13 protein-coding genes are annotated in these 17401 nt (G+C 61.0%); 8 read left to right on the forward strand and 5 right to left on the reverse strand.

What is annotated here, in order from left to right:
- Positions 1–2: 2 nt before the first annotated feature.
- On the reverse strand, positions 3–1688 hold the full coding sequence (locus Q9R34_RS02850) for a ribulokinase (protein WP_485892312.1): 1686 nt from the start codon (positions 1686–1688) through the stop codon (positions 3–5).
- 367 nt (positions 1689–2055) lie between these two features.
- On the opposite strand from Q9R34_RS02850, the gene Q9R34_RS02855 reads away from it, so the two are divergent.
- The 5 genes from Q9R34_RS02855 to Q9R34_RS02875 all read left to right on the forward strand — a co-directional run bounded on the left by Q9R34_RS02855 (position 2056) and on the right by Q9R34_RS02875 (position 7720).
- Positions 2056–3039: an arabinose ABC transporter substrate-binding protein gene (locus Q9R34_RS02855; RefSeq protein ID WP_485892313.1), complete on the forward strand. Its 984-nt coding sequence runs from the start codon at positions 2056–2058 to the stop codon at positions 3037–3039.
- A gap of 61 nt (positions 3040–3100) precedes the next feature.
- Positions 3101–4621: an L-arabinose ABC transporter ATP-binding protein AraG gene (gene araG, locus Q9R34_RS02860; protein WP_485892314.1), complete on the forward strand. Its 1521-nt coding sequence runs from the start codon at positions 3101–3103 to the stop codon at positions 4619–4621.
- Positions 4622–4635: 14 nt separating this feature from the next.
- The gene (araH, locus tag Q9R34_RS02865; protein ID WP_434124884.1) at positions 4636–5622 is read left to right on the forward strand and encodes an L-arabinose ABC transporter permease AraH; all 987 of its coding nucleotides are present in this window, start codon (positions 4636–4638) and stop codon (positions 5620–5622) included.
- Between the two features lie 61 nt (positions 5623–5683).
- Positions 5684–6601 (forward strand): arabinose operon transcriptional regulator AraC, encoded by a 918-nt coding sequence (gene araC / locus Q9R34_RS02870; protein ID WP_434124885.1) that lies wholly within the window; start codon positions 5684–5686, stop codon positions 6599–6601.
- 78 nt (positions 6602–6679) lie between these two features.
- Complete coding sequence (locus tag Q9R34_RS02875; RefSeq protein ID WP_434124886.1) at positions 6680–7720, forward strand: oxidoreductase; 1041 nt, start codon at positions 6680–6682, stop codon at positions 7718–7720.
- 297 nt (positions 7721–8017) lie between these two features.
- Here the strand turns inward: Q9R34_RS02875 and add are convergent, their stop codons facing one another.
- Positions 8018–9016 (reverse strand): adenosine deaminase, encoded by a 999-nt coding sequence (gene add, locus Q9R34_RS02880; protein ID WP_434124887.1) that lies wholly within the window; start codon positions 9014–9016, stop codon positions 8018–8020.
- A 490-nt stretch (positions 9017–9506) separates the two neighbouring features.
- On the opposite strand from add, the gene malI reads away from it, so the two are divergent.
- Complete coding sequence (gene malI / locus Q9R34_RS02885; protein WP_485892315.1) at positions 9507–10538, forward strand: Mal regulon transcriptional regulator MalI; 1032 nt, start codon at positions 9507–9509, stop codon at positions 10536–10538.
- A 44-nt stretch (positions 10539–10582) separates the two neighbouring features.
- On the opposite strand, the gene Q9R34_RS02890 is transcribed toward malI, so the two are convergent.
- Both Q9R34_RS02890 and manA read right to left on the reverse strand, forming a co-directional pair.
- Complete coding sequence (locus tag Q9R34_RS02890) at positions 10583–12082, reverse strand: YdgA family protein (RefSeq protein WP_485892316.1); 1500 nt, start codon at positions 12080–12082, stop codon at positions 10583–10585.
- 132 nt (positions 12083–12214) lie between these two features.
- Positions 12215–13390, reverse strand: coding sequence for a mannose-6-phosphate isomerase (gene manA, locus Q9R34_RS02895; protein ID WP_485892317.1), 1176 nt, complete (start codon positions 13388–13390; stop codon positions 12215–12217).
- Positions 13391–13583: 193 nt separating this feature from the next.
- On the opposite strand from manA, the gene fumC reads away from it, so the two are divergent.
- Positions 13584–14981: a class II fumarate hydratase gene (gene fumC, locus Q9R34_RS02900; RefSeq protein ID WP_434124891.1), complete on the forward strand. Its 1398-nt coding sequence runs from the start codon at positions 13584–13586 to the stop codon at positions 14979–14981.
- A 43-nt stretch (positions 14982–15024) separates the two neighbouring features.
- Here the strand turns inward: fumC and tus are convergent, their stop codons facing one another.
- Positions 15025–15954: a DNA replication terminus site-binding protein gene (tus, locus tag Q9R34_RS02905; RefSeq protein ID WP_485892459.1), complete on the reverse strand. Its 930-nt coding sequence runs from the start codon at positions 15952–15954 to the stop codon at positions 15025–15027.
- Between the two features lie 205 nt (positions 15955–16159).
- Here tus and Q9R34_RS02910 point away from each other — a divergent pair, with 205 nt between their 5' ends.
- A complete protein-coding gene (locus tag Q9R34_RS02910; protein ID WP_485892318.1) occupies positions 16160–17350 on the forward strand; it encodes an MFS transporter in 1191 nt (396 codons plus the stop codon).
- Positions 17351–17401 lie beyond the last annotated feature (51 nt).

Raw genomic sequence — 17401 nt, forward strand, 5'->3', positions numbered from 1 at the left:
CCTCAATTAGCGTTGGCGGGGCGCGACGCATACTGCGGCTCAGCCGCGGCGCACCAGAGTTGATAACGTTCATAAAGCTGCTGATAGCGTGCGACGCGCGCGGCATCGGGCTGGAGCGTAACGGCAATCGGGCTGGCCATCGCTTTCTGCGCCTCGGGCACTGAGGCGTACACGCCTGCGGCGACGGCGGCGAAAATCGCCGCGCCCAGCGCGCAGCACTCGTCGGAGGCGACGATATCCAGCGGACGGTTCATCACGTCACAGCACGCCTGCATAATGGCGGGCGATTTGCGCGCGATGCCGCCCAGCGTCAGGATGTTCTCGACCGGGATCTGCTGCTGTTCGAAGCACTCCATAATGGCGCGTGCGCCAAAGGCGGTGGCGGCGATCAGGCCGCCGAACAGCGAGGGCGCGTCAGTGCCGAGATTCAGATCGGTGATAACCCCTTTCAGGCGCTGGTTGGCGTTGGGGGTGCGGCGACCGTTGAACCAGTCGAGCACCACCGGCAGATGATCCAGCTGCGGATCCGCAGCCCAGGCTTCGGTCAGCTGGCGGATCAGGTTGCGCTGCAGCTCAGCCAGCTGCGGCTGCAGCTCAGGATGCTGCGCCGCCGCCTGCTGCAGCGGCCAGCCGAGCAGACGGCTGAACCAGGCGTAAATATCGCCGAACGCAGACTGGCCCGCTTCGCAGCCGATGGCGCCCGGCATCACGCTGCCGTCGACCTGGCCGCAGATGCCTTTAATGGCGCGATCGCCGACCTGGCCGGCATCGGCGATCAGGATGTCGCAGGTAGAGGTGCCGATCACTTTCACCAGCGTGTAAGGCTGCGCGCCAGCGCCGACGGCGCCCATATGGCAGTCGAACGCACCGCCAGCAATAGTGACGGTCTGCTTCAGGCCGAGCCGCTGCGCCCATTCAACGCTCAGCGTGCCGACGGGAACATCGGCGGTCCAGGTGTCGTGGAACAGCGGCGAGTCGAGCTGCTGGGTCAGCAGCGGGTCAAGCGCGTTGAGGAAGTCGGGGTCAGGCAGCCCCTGCCAGTCGGGATGCCACAGCGCCTTATGCCCGGCGGCGCAGCGGCTGCGGCGCAGGCTGGCCGGGGCAGTGGTGCCGCTCAGCAGCGCCGGCACCCAGTCGCACAGCTCAACCCAGGAGACGGCGGCGTCGCGTACCGCGGCGTCGGCGCGCGAGACGTGCAGAATTTTTGCCCAGAACCATTCAGACGAATAGATGCCGCCAATATAGCGGCTGTAGTCGGTAAAGCGGCCGCTGCGGCAGAGCTGGTTAATCGCTTCCGCCTCTTCAATCGCCGTGTGATCTTTCCATAGCACGAACATGGCGTTGGGGTTGTCGGCAAAGTCGGGACGGAGCGCCAGCACGTTGCCGTCGCGGTCGATGGGGGCAGGCGTCGAACCGGTGGTATCGACGCCGATTCCCGTGACACTGTCACGTTGCGCTGGCGTCAATGCGTCAAGCACGCCCAGCAGCGCCTTCTCCATCGCCTCGATATAGTCCAGCGGATGGTGGCGGAAGCGGTTGGTGTGGGGATCGCTGTACAGTCCCTGCTGCCAGCGCGCGTAGTTCACGACGGCGGTTTGCAGCTCGCTGCCGCTGTCGCAGTCCACCGCCAGCGCACGCACCGAATCACTGCCAAAGTCGAGGCCCAGAGTGATGGCTCCAGCACGCATCGGAAATCTCCTGTTATGAATAGTCGTCCTCTATCCTGTGGCGGCGGCGCAGGAAACGTTATTCCCCAATCGCTGAGAATATGCACTTTTCTGTCATGGGCAGCGATTTTGTGATCGCCAACAAAAGTTACCAGTCGGTTAAAATTGCTGAATATATGGAACATTTTGCCGTGATTTCAGGGTGTGATACCGCTCTACATTTTTCATCGCCTTTCCCGCTACAACTAGCCCAGCGTTTGTACAGGCTTTACTCATTCACTTGTCTAACGCGCTGATTTTCATCTGTACCCAAAAAAGAAAATTGACTGGTAGCGTTTACACCGATTCGTCAACAGCAGGGAAAAACACCCTGGCTCCGGAGAGCATCATGCATAAATTCACTAAAGCGTTCGCGGCCATCGGCCTGGCAGCGGTTATGTCACATTCCGCTATCGCCGAAACCATGAAGCTGGGTTTTCTCGTTAAGCAGCCTGAAGAACCCTGGTTCCAGACCGAATGGAAATTCGCGGACAAAGCCGGCAAGGATTTAGGCTTTGAAGTGATCAAAATCGCCATTCCCGACGGCGAAAAGACCCTTAACGCCATCGACAGCCTGGCCGCCAGCGGCGCGAAGGGCTTTGTCATCTGTACGCCCGATCCCAAACTCGGCTCCGCTATCGTCGCCAAGGCGCGCGGCTACGATCTGAAGGTGATCGCCGTCGACGACCAGTTCGTCAACGCCAAAGGCAAGCCGATGGAGAGCGTGCCGCTGGTGATGATGGCCGCCACCAAAATCGGCGAGCGTCAGGGGCAGGAACTCTATAAAGAGATGCAGAAGCGCGGCTGGAACGCTAAAGAGACCGGCGTAATGGCGATCACCGCCAACGAGCTCGATACCGCACGCCGCCGCACCGGCGGATCGATGGATGCGCTGAAAGCGGCCGGCTTCCCGGCGGCGCAAATCTACCAGGTGCCGACCAAATCTAACGATATCCCTGGCGCATTTGACGCCGGCAACTCGCTGCTGGTGCAGCATCCGGAAGTGAAACACTGGCTGATCGTCGGCATGAACGACAACACCGTGCTGGGCGGCGTGCGCGCCACCGAAGGCCAGGGCTTTAAGGCGGCTGACGTCATCGGCATCGGCATCAACGGCGTCGACGCCATCAGCGAACTGTCGAAAGACAAAGCGACCGGCTTCTACGGCTCGCTGCTGCCCAGCCCGGACGTGCACGGCTACAAGAGCAGCCAGATGCTCTATGAGTGGGTGAGCAAAGGGGTAGAGCCGCCGAAATTCACTGAGGTCACCGACGTGGTGCTGATTACCCGCGACAATTTCAAAACCGAACTGGCGAAGAAAGGGTTGATGTAAACCCGCGTACCGTGCCGCCGCCTGCGCGGCGGCACCTTTACGGTAAACCAGAGGAGTTACCATGAATAGCGAGCCAACCTTTCTGTCGTTTCATGGCATCAGCAAGACCTTTCCCGGCGTTAAGGCGCTGCAGGATATCTCATTCGACTGTCGCGGCGGCGAAGTGCACGCCCTGATGGGCGAAAACGGCGCAGGCAAATCGACGCTGCTGAAAATTCTCAGCGGCAGCTATCAGCCCAGCGGCGGTGAAATCCGCGTAAAAGGCGAGCCGGTCAGCTTTCAGCATACCAGCGAGGCGCTGGATGCCGGGGTCGCCATTATCTACCAGGAGCTGCATCTGGTGCCGGAGATGAGCGTGGCGGAGAACATCTACCTCGGTCAGATCCCGCACAAGCGTGGCCTGGTGAACCGCAAGCTGCTGCGCTACGAAGCGGGCCTGCAGCTGAAAAACCTTGGCATGGATATCGATCCCGATATGCCGCTGAAATACCTTTCCCTCGGCCAGTGGCAGATGGTGGAGATCGCCAAGGCGCTGGCGCGCAATGCGCGCATTATCGCCTTCGACGAGCCGACCAGCTCGCTGTCGGCGCGTGAAATCGAAAACCTGTTCCGCGTGATCCGCCAGCTGCGCGCGGAAGGGCGCGTGGTGCTCTACGTCTCGCACCGCATGGAGGAGATCTTCGCCCTCAGCGACGCCATTACCGTCTTTAAAGATGGCCGCTACGTGCGCACCTTTACCGATATGGCCAACACCCATCACGACGACCTGGTGCAGGCGATGGTGGGACGCAATCTGGGCGATATCTACGGCTATACGCCGCGTCCGCACGGGCCGGTGCGCCTGGTGCTGGAAAAGGTCGAGGCGAAGGGCGTGCGCCAGCCCATCTCCCTTGAGGTGCGCGCCGGTGAAATCGTCGGCCTGTTCGGGCTGGTGGGCGCCGGACGCAGCGAGCTGATGAAGGGCATCTTTGGCGCGACCCGGCTGCGCGGCGGTCGCATTCTGCTGGACGGCGAGGTGCTGAAGCTGCGCGAGCCGATTGACGCGATCCGCGCGGGCGTGATGCTCTGCCCGGAGGACCGCAAAGCCGAGGGGATCATCCCGGTGCACTCGGTGCGCGACAACATTAATATCAGCGCGCGCCGCCACAACCTGACCGCCGGCTGCCTGATCCAGAATCAGTGGGAGACCCGCAACGCCGACAGCCATATTCGCTCGCTCAATATCAAAACGCCTCACGCCGAGCAGCTGATCATGAATCTCTCCGGCGGCAACCAGCAGAAGGCGATTCTTGGCCGCTGGCTGTCGGAAGAGATGAAAGTGATCCTGCTGGATGAGCCGACGCGCGGCATCGACGTCGGCGCCAAACATGAAATCTATAACCTGATTTACCAGCTGGCGAGCAAGGGCATCGCGGTGCTCTTCGCCTCCAGCGATCTGCCGGAAGTGATGGGGCTGGCCGACCGCATCGTGGTGATGCGCGAAGGCGCCATCGCCGGCGAACTGCTGCATGACGCCGCCACGGAGCAGCAGACGCTGAGCCTGGCGATGCCTAAAACTACCCAAGCGGCCGCTGTGGCCTGACAGAGGAAAATATTATGTCTTCATCCACAACTTCAGGTACGCCGCCGGTGCAGCAGCGCAGCGGCATGCGCTTCGGGCGTATCTGGGATAACTTCGGCATGCTGGTGGTGTTCGCGCTGCTGTTCGTCGCCTGCGCCGTGTTTGTGCCTAACTTTGGCTCCTTCATTAATATGAAAGGGCTGGGCCTGGCGATGTCGATGTCGGGCATGGTGGCGTGCGGCATGCTCTTCTGCCTCGCCTCCGGCGACTTCGACCTGTCGGTCGCCTCGGTGATCGCCTGTGCGGGCGTGGTCACCGCAGTGGTGATCAACATGACGGAAAGCCTGTGGATCGGCGTCTTCGCTGGCCTGCTGATTGGTGTCGCCACCGGCTTTGTTAACGGCTTTGTGATTGCGCGTCTGAAAATTAACGCCCTGATCACCACGCTGGCGACCATGCAGATCGTGCGCGGCCTGGCCTATATCTTCTCCGACGGCAAGGCGGTGGGCATCGAAGATGAGCGCTTTTTTACCCTCGGCTTTGCCAACTGGCTCGGCGTGCCTGCGCCGATCTGGCTCACTATCGCCACCATGCTGATTTTCGGCTTCCTGCTCAACAAAACCACCTTTGGCCGCAATACGCTGGCGATCGGCGGCAACGAAGAGGCGGCGCGACTGGCGGGCGTGCCGGTGGTGCGCACCCGCATCATCATCTTTATTCTCTCCGGGCTGGTATCGGCGGCGGCGGGCATTATTCTCGCCTCGCGCATGACCAGCGGCCAGCCGATGACCTCGCTGGGCTATGAGCTGGTGGTGATCTCCGCCTGCGTGCTGGGCGGCGTCTCGCTGAAGGGCGGCATCGGCAAAATTTCCTATGTGGTTGCTGGCGTGCTGATCCTCGGCACCGTTGAAAATGCGATGAATTTACTCAATATCTCGCCGTTCTCACAGTACGTGGTGCGTGGTCTGATACTGTTAGCGGCGGTGATTTTTGACCGCTATAAACAAAAGCATAAAGCCTGACGGCAAAAAAGGCGGCGCTCAGGCGCCGCGCTCTGCTTAACCCTGACTGAGTGAGGACGTTATGTACCACCGTGAAACCACAGCGGCGCAGCAAAATCCTCTGTTGCCTGGTTATCCCTTCAACGCCTGGCTGGTCGCCGGGCTGACGCCCATTGCGGCAGACGGTCCGCTCGACTTTTTTATCGACCGTCCGCACGGCATGAAAGGCTTCATTCTTAACCTCACGATTAAAGGCAAGGGCCGGGTGTTCGACGGCGAAAACGGCTTTGACTGCCTGCCGGGCGATATGCTGCTGTTTCAGCCGAAAACGCCGCACTACTACGGGCGCGCGCCGGACAGCCCGGAGTGGCATCACCGCTGGGTCTATTTCCGTCCGCGCGCCTACTGGAACGACTGGCTGCAGTGGCAGGACGCGCGCGAAGGCGTCGGACGGCTGCACCTCAACGAAACGCTGCGCGCCGAGTTCGACCGCCTCTTTGCCAGCATCGAGCAAACCCATAATTCCGGTCGCCGCTTTGCCGAAGAGCTGGCGATGAACCTGCTGGAGCGCCTGCTGCTGCGCGCGGTAGAGGAAGATCCGCGCAGCCACCAGCAGGTGCGTGACCCGCGCATCATTGAGGCCTGCCAGTACGTTACCAACCATCTGGCCAGCGAAGTGAAGATCGAAGAGGTGGCGCGCCACGTCTGCCTGTCGCCGTCGCGGCTGGCGCACCTGTTCCGCGAACAGATGGGCGTCAACCTGCTGCGCTGGCGCGAAGACCAGCGCGTCATCCGCGCCAGGCTGCTGCTGCAAACCACCCAGGAGCCGATTGCCAGCGTCGGGCGTGAAGTAGGCTACGACGACCAGCTCTACTTCTCACGCGTCTTCCGCAAACGGGTCGGCGTCAGCCCCAGCGATTTTCGCCGTCGTAACCAGGATGCACAGGATACCTTGCTCGCGGAAACGCCCTGGCCGATGGCGCAGCGGGCTATCTCCTGATTTTTCGGGGGATTCCTGCTTGTCCTGACCAGCGCTATGGTCTTAAATCAGTCGGGTATGCGAATAAGAGGAGTGATAATGAGCGACAAACTTCGTGTTGGACTGATAGGGTACGGCTTCGCGAGCAAGACGTTTCACGCGCCGCTGATTGCGGGCACGCCGGACGTTGAGCTGGCCGCCATCTCCAGTAGCGACGAAGGGAAAGTGCACGCTGACTGGCCGCAGGTAACCGTTGTGGCCGATCCTCAGGCGCTGTTAGAGGACCCGTCGCTGCAGCTGATCGTGATCCCGACGCCCAACGATACCCACTTTCCACTGGCCAAGGCTGCGCTGAACGCAGGCAAGCATGTGGTGGTAGATAAGCCCTTTACCGTGACGTTGTCACAGGCGCGCGAGCTGGACGCGCTGGCGAAAGCCAAAGGCCTGCTGCTTTCCGTCTTCCACAACCGCCGCTGGGACAGCGATTTCCTGACCCTGAAACAGCTGCTGAAAGAGGGCACGCTGGGCGACGTGCGCTATTTTGAATCCCATTTCGACCGCTTCCGCCCCGAAGTGCGTCAGCGCTGGCGCGAGATGAAAGGCGCTGGCAGCGGCATCTGGTACGATCTGGGACCGCATCTGCTCGATCAGGCGCTGCAGCTGTTCGGCGCGCCGGTCGCCATTAACGTCGATATGGCGGAGATGCGTCCCGGCGCGCAGACCACCGACTACTTCCACGCCACGCTGACCTATCCGCAGCGTCGCGTGGTGCTGCACGCCAGCATGCTGGTGGCGGCCGAGTCGCCGCGCTATGTGGTGCACGGCATGCGCGGCAGCTACGTGAAATATGGTCTGGATCCGCAGGAAGATCGGCTGAAGGCGGGCGATTTTCCGCCCGCTGAAGAGTGGGGCTACGATATGCGCGACGGCGTGCTGACGCTGGCCGACGGCGAAGGCGTCAAGGAAGAGACGCTGATGACGCAGCCGGGCAACTATCCTGCCTATTATGCGGCGGTGCGCGATGCGATTAACGGGCGCGGCAATAATCCGGTGACGGCGGAAGAGGCGATCCAGGTGATGGAGCTGATCGAGCTGGGGCTGCAGTCGGCGGAGAAGCGCCAGACGCTCTCGCTGAAGTAACGAGAAAAGGTTTACTGCGCATCGAGCTGCATATATAAAGCCATCGCCCGCCCGCAGACGACTGAAAACTCAAAACGCGGGTAACATAGCCCGAAGAGCAGAGCGTCCCGCGCAAGGACAAAAACGTCGGGAACGTTTTTGAACAACGCAAAGCGTTGGCCCGGCGACGGGCGCACCTCAAGGATGAGGTGCGTATCTGCGCGGGCCGAACCGCCAGGGATGGCGTTTTTGCGATCGGACTATGTCACCTGCGTCAGCACATTACTAACAAGCTAAGGCCGCCTTCGCGGCCTTTTTTTACGCCTGCACTTTATTGCGGATAGCGGTTTTCTCAGCGTCGCTCAGGAACGCGATGGTCAAACCGTTCTCCTGCGCCTGGCGGATCTGCGCGGCGCTCAGCCCGGCGGCGGGCGCCGCGTGCTGATACTCATGCGCCAGCTCAATGCCCTGAACCGCCGGATCGTCGGTATTGATGGTTGCCAGGATGCCGTGCTCCAGGAACGCTTTCAGCGGGTGGTGCGCCAGCGAGGAGACGGTGCTGGTCTGGATATTGGAGGTCAGGCAGGACTCGATGCCGATGCGGTGCTCGGCGAGAAAATCCATCAGCGCGCGGTCTTCAATCGCCTTCACGCCGTGGCCGATACGCTCGGCACCCAGCTCGCGGATCGCCTGCCAGATGCTCTCCGGACCGGCCGCTTCGCCCGCATGCACCGTCACGCGAAAACCGGCGTCGCGCGCCTGCGTAAAGTGGCTCAGAAACTCGCTGCCGGGAAAGCCCAGCTCATCGCCAGCCAGATCGACGGCGGTAATATGATCGCGGTGCGCCAGCAAGCCTTCCAGCTCGCGCAGACAGGCTTCGTCGCCGAAGGTGCGGCTCATAATGCCGATCAGGCGCACGTCGACGTTATATTTCTGACAGCCCGCCTTAATCCCGTCAATAACGGCTTCCACCACGCCCGCCACCGGCAGGTTATGGTTCATCGCCATATAGCCCGGCGAGAAGCGCAGCTCGGCGTAGTGAATGCCGGCGCGCGCCGCATCTTCCACATTTTCCAGCGCGATACGGCGACAGGCGTCCAGATCGCCCAGCACCTTAACGCCCCAGTCGAGCTTATTCAGGAAACTTACCAGGTCGGGCTGGTTTTCCACCACCTGAACGTGGGGGCGCAGCGCTTCCAGCGTGGCGGCGGGCAGGGCGAGGTTAAACTGGCGGCCTAAATCCAGAATGGTTTGCGCGCGGATGTTGCCGTCAAGATGGCGATGGATATCGGTAACGGGAAGGCTGGAATCGAACATGCTGCACTCTCTGACAGGAATAAAAGTGCAGACCATTATAGAAACAAGGTGCGCAACATGGCGAGCCCTTTGCGCAACCTGCGCCACAACTGCTGGGATAGTAAGCGAAAGGGCTTAAGCGCGCATCAGGGCGGGCATGGCAGACGGAGACCGGGTTCGCTTTTTACGGCGCAGGCACAGCCGCTTTTCGTGACGTTGTCACACCTGTCGGTCGCGACCGCCCGCGCTTTCTGGCGTCTGCGCCAGTTATCTCCATAAGGCTAGCCAGAACCAGAGAAGAATAGCGTCGGCATTCTGAGCCTGACCAGAAGACTGAGCAACCGGACACGGCCAGAGGAGCCGACAGGTAAAATAAAAGATAAAACGTTTTACCTTATGTTTAACCCGCTTTCCGCCTGATAACAGGTGAATTAATCAGCAGGTTTTTTTCAGGTTAAACGTTTTACCTTTATAATGCGGTTACGTAACCCCCTTTTCGCAGGCGTGCCCTATGTCGCAGCAAAAAATCACCATTAACGATGTCGCTGAAGCGGCTGGCGTCTCTGTCACCACCGTTTCGCTGGTGCTGTCCGGCAAAGGTCGTATCTCTCCCGCTACGGCGGCGCGGGTCAATGAGGCGATCGAGCAGTCAGGCTATGTGCGTAACCGCAGCGCGGCCGCGCTGCGCGGCGGCACCAGCGGCGTCATCGGCCTGATCGTCAGGGAGATGAGCCAGCGGTTTTATGCAGAGATGACGGCCGGGCTCAGCGAGGCGCTGGCGGCGCATGACAGGATGCTGGTGCTGGCTCAGAGCGGCGCGCAGGGGCAGCACCTGGCGCGCGCTTTCGAGTCGCTGGTGGCGCAGGGTGTCGACGGCATAGTGCTGGGCGGCGACGCAGATAACGGCGCGGCGCTGGTCACGCGCGCTGCCGAGCTTGAGCTGCCGCTGATCTGCGCCTCACGCGCCAGTTATCTGGAGGGAACGGACAGCCTGCGGCCCGATAATGCGCTGGGGGCGCGCATGGCGACCGAATACCTTATCCGTCAGGGACATCAGCATATTGCCTGGCTAGGCGGCAGCAACGCGTCGCTGATGCGCGCCGAGCGTATCGGCGGCTACTGCGCCACGCTGCTGCAGTACGGCCTGCCGTTTAAGCCGGAGTGGATTATCGCGTGTGAAATGAGCCAGCAGGCGGCGGCTGAGGCGACTACGCAGCTGCTGCAGCGCCACCCGCAGCTGACGGCCCTTATCGCCGCCGACACCGCTACCGCGCTCGGCAGCTACGTCGCGCTGCTGCGTAGCGGACAGGCGCTGGGCCAGGGCGCGGTTGACAGCGAGGAGGCGCAGCAGATAGCGCTGGTAGGTTTCAGCGACGAGCCGCAGGCGAATCCAGGCGATCCGCCGCTCACCTATATCTGCAGCCCGGCGCGCGAGATGGGGCGCGCCGCCGCGGCGCGCATTCTGCTGCGGCTTAGCGCGCCGGATATCGCCAGCCAGCATACGATTTTAACGCCGAGCCTTGTTAGCGGCGGCTGGAAATAAAAAAAGCGACCCGCAGGTCGCTTTAGCTATCGTGCCGCTTGCGCTTACTGCGGCATGCCTTCGCTGGTGGGCAGGCCGAGCATATAGCGCGACATAAACTGCTCCAGCGTCATGGTGTCGCCGTTCATGTTCACCTGGCCGCCGTTGTACTGCAGGCTGGTGACGATATTGTTATCCTGCTGCTGGGTCAGGCGGAACATCTGGCCCATCGCCGCCAGGCCTTTCACCTGCTGGTCCGCCAGCTTCTGCGCGTCGTCACCGGTATAGCCTTCGGCCAGGCCAACGTTGCGCATCACTTCGGTCGCCATCGGCATATTGATCACCAGTTTGGCCGATAAGCTCTTCAGCACGCGATCCACCATGCCGGAGAGATTTTGCGGCTGTCCGGTAACGGTCGCGGGATCGTTGAAGTTAGCCGTGAGGTTAAAGGTGCTTTCGCCTTTTTCATTTTTCCAGCTCAGCGGTGCGATGCTGACCATCGGCGCGCCTTTCAGCAGCGTCGGCAGGTTATTCAGCAGAATCGTGTTGACGCCGGCCTGATAGCGGATCGGGTCGTTCGCCAGGCCCGGCTGATTCAGCAGCTCCTGCATCTGCGCATGATAGTTATCGGAGAACGCTTTCACCGCCTGAGCGTCAAACTGCGCCAGCTTCATGCTCAGCTTCGCTTTGCCAAAATCGTTGTTCTGCAGGTGCACGTTATCGACGCGATAGTCGATATTGCCGCTGATTTTGCCCGCTTTGTTATCGAACGATGAGGTGCCGTTGAGCTTTTGCAGCGTCAGCGCATCCTTGCCGTTGACGCTGGCGTTGAATTTCTCCAGCTCGACTTTCTGATCGCCGATGCGCACGCCTTCTGGCGTCAGGTGCGTATTGCCGCTCACCTTCACGCCGTTAGCGGTAAACAGCACCGGCATGCCCATCTCGTTTTTGCTGGTGATGGCGATGCTGTCGATATCGCTGTCTACTGAGACTTTATCGCCTTTGCTGTCTGCGCTGACGTTTAGCGTGCCGCCGTTGGTCGCCACGCGCTGGCCGGTCTGCGCATTCTGATAATTAACCGGCAAAAAGTGCAGGGCGGTATCGGTCGCGCCGCTGTAGCCGATGCGGGTATCCGCATTTGCCGGTGACTTATTGTCGGTCAGGGCGAAGAGGTTTTTCAGCGCATCGGTGTTTTCCAGCTCGGTGTGCACTGACGCCATGCTCGGGATCAGCGTAAAGCGACGCAGCTGGGCGAACGGGAAAGGGCCGTGATCGATGGTTTCGTTGAAGACGATGCTCTGACCGGGCTTCAGAAACGCGTTATCTTCGGTCTGCGAGTTGGCCTGCAGCACCAGCTTCGTGGTGCTGCTGAAGACGCCGCGCTGGTAATCCTGATAGCTGAGCTTGAGGCGGCTGTTGGGCGCCAGGGCGTTAAGCTGCGTATTGGCGTTCTGCACCAGTTCATCCATATGGCTTTCCAGCTGCTTACCGGTAAACCATGCCGCGCCGGTCCAGATTACGCCCAGGGCGATAATCACACCTACGGCAACGTTGGTCTTTTTCATTGCTGAGTCGTCCTTATCCTTGTGTCCGCTTACGCCGCTGTCCGACGTCCGGCGAGGGAAGAAAAACGCCCGCGGGCGTTTTTCGCTAATAGATTGAAATAATAGCAGTTAGCGCCAGTCCCGTCAGGCTAATCAGCGCAATGCGTTAAAAACGCGCGCCAGGCGACCACTGCCGGTGGCTTTCAGGGTGCCGTCGCTGGCGGGCACAAAGCAGGATTCGCCGGGATGTAGCGTCAGCTGCTGCTGGCCCAGCGTCAGCGTCGCCTCGCCTTCAATGCAAAACAGGATTGCCGCGCTCTCCTGCGAGAGGGGCTGCGGTTCGCTGTCCAGCGCGTGAATGGCGAAAGCGAAATCCTCCACCGGAACAGGGAAGTTCAGGGCGCGATCCTGCTGTTGCGGCTGGGTCAGCAGCTGCGACGCCGGTTTTGACTGAAACCTGACGTTGGCGAGCAGCTCGGGGATATCGATATATTTTGGCGTCAGGCCGGCGCGCAGCACGTTATCGGAGTTGGCCATCACCTCCAGCGCCACGCCGTTGAGGTAGGCGTGCGGCGTCTCGGCGTAAAGAAACATCGCTTCGCCCGGCTGTAGCGTAATCACGTTCAGCAGCAGCGGCGAAAACAGTCCGCCGTCGTCCGGGTAATCCGCCGCAATCGCCTTAATGGTCTCCCACGGCTGGCCGTCGCGCGCGTTGAGCGCGGCTTTCAGCACGCCCAGCGCCAGCGACTTCGCTTCCCCCTGCAATGACAGCAGGGTGGTGAACAGCGCCGCCAGATTATCGCTGTCGGGGTGCTGCAAAAAGTGGGCGATCTGCGGATGCGCGCCTGCCAGCGGCTGCAGCAGCGAGGCGATCTCCGGCAGCTCACGGAAGCCGTTCATCGCCTGAAAAGGGGTCAGCGCATAGACCAGCTCTGGCTTATGGTTGGCATCTTTATAGTTGCGCTCCGGCGCATTGAGCGGAACGCCTGCCGCGTTCTCCCTTGCGAAACCCTCTTCCGCCGCGCTTTTGCTGGGATGGACCTGAATTGAGAGCGGCTGAGCGGCGCACAGCACTTTAAACAGGAACGGCAGTTCGCCAAAGCGTTTCGCTACCGCATAGCCGAGCGTCTCTTCGGGCGCGGCGTCGATGAGGTCGCGCAGCGAGCGGCGCTCGCCCTTGACCTCGACCTGCGAAGGGCTTTTTGGGTGCGCGCCCATCCACAGCTCCGCCATCGGCGCGCCGCTGGGGTTAGCGATGCCGTAGAGTTCCGTTAAGGCAGTTCTGCTGCCCCATGCGTAATTTTGCAGCGAATTGACCATTTTTTGCATGATTAACCCTTTAATCACGGGAAGTTATTGCGCCTATTAAAGCAGAAAATGGCACCGGGAATACATATGAAGTGCAAACATCGCTTATGACTCGCATAATGTTAAATTCTTGTATGCAAGCATTCTGCGCGTCCAGCATTCTTCTCGCGCTGGGCGACCAATCACCACAACCTGTGCTAAAGGAGACGTAGACATGGCAGCCACGCGCATTGAAAAAGATTCAATGGGGCCCATTGATGTACCCGCAGACAAGTTATGGGGCGCGCAAACGCAGCGCTCGCTGGAACACTTCCGTATCTCGACAGAAAAAATGCCCACCGAGCTGGTCTATGCGCTGGCGCAGACCAAGCGCGCCGCCGCCACCGTCAACCGCGATCTTGGCCTGCTGCCGGCTGAACGCGCGGACGCCATTGTTAAAGCCGCCGACGAAGTGCTGGCCGATCAACACAGCGGCGAATTCCCGCTGGCGATCTGGCAAACCGGCTCCGGTACCCAGACCAACATGAACATGAACGAGGTGCTGGCCAACCGCGCCAGCGAGATCCTCGGCGGCGAGCGCGGCATGTCGCGCCTGGTGCACCCCAACGACGACGTCAACAAAAGCCAGAGCTCAAACGACGTCTTCCCGACCGCCATGCACGTGGCGGCAGTGATTGCGCTGCGCGAAAAGCTGATCCCGCAGATTGAAACGCTGAAGAAAACCCTGAGCGAGAAGTCCAGCGCCTTTCAGGATATCGTCAAGATCGGCCGCACCCATCTGCAGGATGCGACGCCGCTGACCCTGGGCCAGGAGATCTCCGGCTGGGTGGCGATGCTGGAGCACAACCTCCGGCACATTGAGCAGAGCATTCCTCACGTCGCTGAACTGGCGCTGGGCGGCACCGCCGTCGGCACCGGGCTGAATACCCATCCGGAGTACGCGGTGCGCGTGGCAAAAGCGCTGGCTGAACTGACCGGACAGCCGTTCGTCACCGCGCCGAATAAATTCGAGGCGCTGGCGACCACCGATGCGCTGGTGCATGCGCACGGCGCGCTGAAAGGGCTGGCCGCCTCGCTGATGAAGATCGCCAACGACGTGCGCTGGCTGGCGTCAGGCCCGCGCTGCGGCATCGGCGAACTCTCTATACCGGAAAACGAGCCGGGCAGCTCAATCATGCCGGGCAAGGTTAACCCGACCCAGTGCGAAGCGATGACCATGCTCTGCTGCCAGGTTATGGGCAACGATGTGGCGATCAATATCGGCGGCGCGTCGGGCAACTTCGAGCTGAACGTTTTCCGGCCGATGGTGATCCACAACTTCCTGCAGTCGGTACGCCTGCTGGCCGACGGCATGGACAGCTTCAACCACCACTGCGCCGTCGGCATCGAGCCGAACCGCGATCGCATTTCGCAGCTGCTTAATGAGTCGCTGATGCTGGTGACCGCCCTGAATACCCATATTGGCTACGACAAAGCGGCCGAAATTGCGAAGAAGGCGCATAAAGAGGGGCTGACGCTGAAAGGCGCGGCGCTGAAGCTGGGCTATCTTACCGAAGAGGAGTTTGACGCCTGGGTGCGTCCGGAAGAGATGGTCGGCAGCATGAAGGCGTAACCCGCCGTCGTGATAAAAGGCCAGCGCTGCTGGCCTTTTTACATTATATCGGACAGTCAACCCACAGGTGCAGCCGCGGGATCAGCAGGTTGAGCGGCTGCGCTGCTGGCTTGTAGCGGTGCTGCACGTTATCCGCATTGTAGTTCAGCAGTTCGCCCAGCACCGGCACCTGGCTGCGGTCGCGGCACAGCACAACGATCGGGGAGGGACAGGCGAGCTGCGTCTGTTTTTTCTCGTCGGCGCGCCAGACGCGCGCAATGGGCTGCACCTTTACCGGGCGCTTGATCTTCAGCCGCGCGGTGGCGGGCAGGGCGCGCACGCTCTCCAGCTCATCCTGCACCTTTTCCGCCCACTGCTCGCGCGTCCAGGGCGCCTGCGCGCGATTCGCGCTGAGGCTCTTTTCCAGCTGCGCGATAATCTCCTCGCGCTTGACGTTTTTAATCACATGCTTGTTGGCCCAGCCGAAACGCAGGCTGTCCGGCGCCTGCAGCAGGGTGATGGTGCGATAGGCGTTAAGGGTAATCAGGCCACGCAGATGCTGGTGCACGAACTCAAAGCGCGCTTCGCTCGGCAGGCCTGACTCCACGGTGATGATCTGCTCCAGCCGCGCTTTGTATTGATTCACCAGCGCGATCTGATCGATAAGAGCAGTTTCGCGTTCGCCTTCGGCTTCGATGCAGAGGGCGCCGGGCAGGCGAACGGCCGCTTTGGTGCTCAGTTTTTCTGACTGATGCTGCATAAAAAGGCGACAGAAGTGCGCCAGCGCCATCTCGCGCGCGGCTTCCCCCAGGTGCTGCTCAACGGCGATTTCGGTCACGGCGTCATGCTCGTGGCCTTTTTCTATCGGCGGCAGCGAGAACACCCGCGCGATCAGCAGCGGCTGCGTCATTATCATCTCGCGCAACTCCCCCAGCGACGCTTCGAGGCGGTTAGCGCAGTCATGCAGGTCGGAAATCAGGTCGTAGCGCATCAGCGGTCTCCATAGTTACAACATACCTTACTGTGACAGAGAGCGACGTTGCACGCAATCTGTTCTATTAGTTACAGCATACTTATGAAATGATAAAACAAACCGTGCGGCCTGACGGCTAAACAGGCAAAGCGAGGCAACCGGCACGGTTTCGGTTTTTTCCTTATCTCATAGCATGTTATAAAAGCTGCTACTGTAAAAAAAGGTGATGGATGTGAATCAACGGAATAAACCGGGCGTGATGGCGGTAGTGGTGCTGGGGCTGGTGCAGATACTCTCCTGGGGCGGCTCGTTTTATCTGATGGCGGTAATGGCGGCCCCGATCGTCGCGGAAACCGGCTGGTCACAGCAGTGGGTCTACGGCGCGCTGTCGCTCGGCATTCTGGTTTCCGGCCTGCTGGCGCCGCTGAGCGGACATATAATCGCGCGCAGCGGCGGCCGGATGATGCTGGCGCTGAGCGGGGCGGTGATGGCGGTCGGGCTGGCGGTGATGGCCTTAAGCCATTCGCTGCCGCTGTTCCTTGCCGCCTGGGTCATTATCGGCGTCGGCATGGCGATGGGGCTTTACGACGCGCTGTTCGCCACGCTGGGCACGCGCTACGGCGGCCAGGCGCGCAGCGCCATTACCAGCATTACGCTGATCTCCGGCTTTTGCACCTCGCTGGTGTGGCCTGGCACCGCGTTGCTGATTCATCTGCTGGGCTGGCGCGGCGCCTGTTTCGCTATCGCCGCAATGCTGCTGTTGCTGGTGCTGCCCGCCTATTTTTACGCGCTGCCGGACAAGGCGGCGGTTGTGAAGCCAAAATCAGCGACGATGCCTGCGCCGCAAAGCGATATCGCGCCGTCGCTGTTCTGGCTGCTGTGCGCCATTTTTACGCTTGCCTCGGTGATCATGACGGCAATCTCGGTACAGCTGATCGCTTTACTGCAGGCGAGCGGCTACACCCTGGCTGCCGCGCTGGGGCTCAGCGCCATTCTGGGACCGTGTCAGGTGGGGTCGCGCGTGGTCGATATTCTGTTTAAACGCGGCCATCCCATCTGGACGGCCTTGTTCTCGGTAGGCCTGGTGGCGCTCGGCCTGCTGTCGCTGGCGCTGTTCCCGCAGCTTGCGCTTCTCAGCATGGTGCTTTACGGCGCAGGAAATGGCCTGCGCGCCATTGTGCGGGGAACTTTACCGCTGGCGATGGTCAAACCGGAAGCGTATGCCGTAGTGGTCGGCCGGATGGCGCGTCCGGCGCTTATCGGTCAGGCGCTGACGCCTCTGGCGGGCGGATATCTGTTTGCAACCTTCGGCGCGTCCGTTACGCTGTGGACGCTTTGCGCGCTGGCGCTGCTTAACGTGGCGCTGGTAGTGCTGCTGAAGAATCGGCTGCCCTCAGCGGCGCCAGAGGCGCTTTAAGGGCAGGGCGGCGGCTGGCGCGACGCAGGCTGAACAGCTTGTGCTATCGGC

The sequence above is a fragment of the Enterobacter sp. BRE11 genome (assembly GCF_031844285.1).
GTDB lineage: Bacteria > Pseudomonadota > Gammaproteobacteria > Enterobacterales > Enterobacteriaceae > Pantoea.

Coding starts and splice junctions, on each gene's coding strand:
- Q9R34_RS02850 (WP_485892312.1), bottom strand. CDS start 1,688: ATGCGTGCTGGAGCCATCACTCTGGGCCTCGACTTTGGCAGTGATTCG.
- Q9R34_RS02855 (WP_485892313.1), top strand. CDS start 2,056: ATGCATAAATTCACTAAAGCGTTCGCGGCCATCGGCCTGGCAGCGGTT.
- araG (WP_485892314.1), top strand. CDS start 3,101: ATGAATAGCGAGCCAACCTTTCTGTCGTTTCATGGCATCAGCAAGACC.
- araH (WP_434124884.1), top strand. CDS start 4,636: ATGTCTTCATCCACAACTTCAGGTACGCCGCCGGTGCAGCAGCGCAGC.
- araC (WP_434124885.1), top strand. CDS start 5,684: ATGTACCACCGTGAAACCACAGCGGCGCAGCAAAATCCTCTGTTGCCT.
- Q9R34_RS02875 (WP_434124886.1), top strand. CDS start 6,680: ATGAGCGACAAACTTCGTGTTGGACTGATAGGGTACGGCTTCGCGAGC.
- add (WP_434124887.1), bottom strand. CDS start 9,016: ATGTTCGATTCCAGCCTTCCCGTTACCGATATCCATCGCCATCTTGAC.
- malI (WP_485892315.1), top strand. CDS start 9,507: ATGTCGCAGCAAAAAATCACCATTAACGATGTCGCTGAAGCGGCTGGC.
- Q9R34_RS02890 (WP_485892316.1), bottom strand. CDS start 12,082: ATGAAAAAGACCAACGTTGCCGTAGGTGTGATTATCGCCCTGGGCGTA.
- manA (WP_485892317.1), bottom strand. CDS start 13,390: ATGCAAAAAATGGTCAATTCGCTGCAAAATTACGCATGGGGCAGCAGA.
- fumC (WP_434124891.1), top strand. CDS start 13,584: ATGGCAGCCACGCGCATTGAAAAAGATTCAATGGGGCCCATTGATGTA.
- Q9R34_RS02910 (WP_485892318.1), top strand. CDS start 16,160: ATGGATGTGAATCAACGGAATAAACCGGGCGTGATGGCGGTAGTGGTG.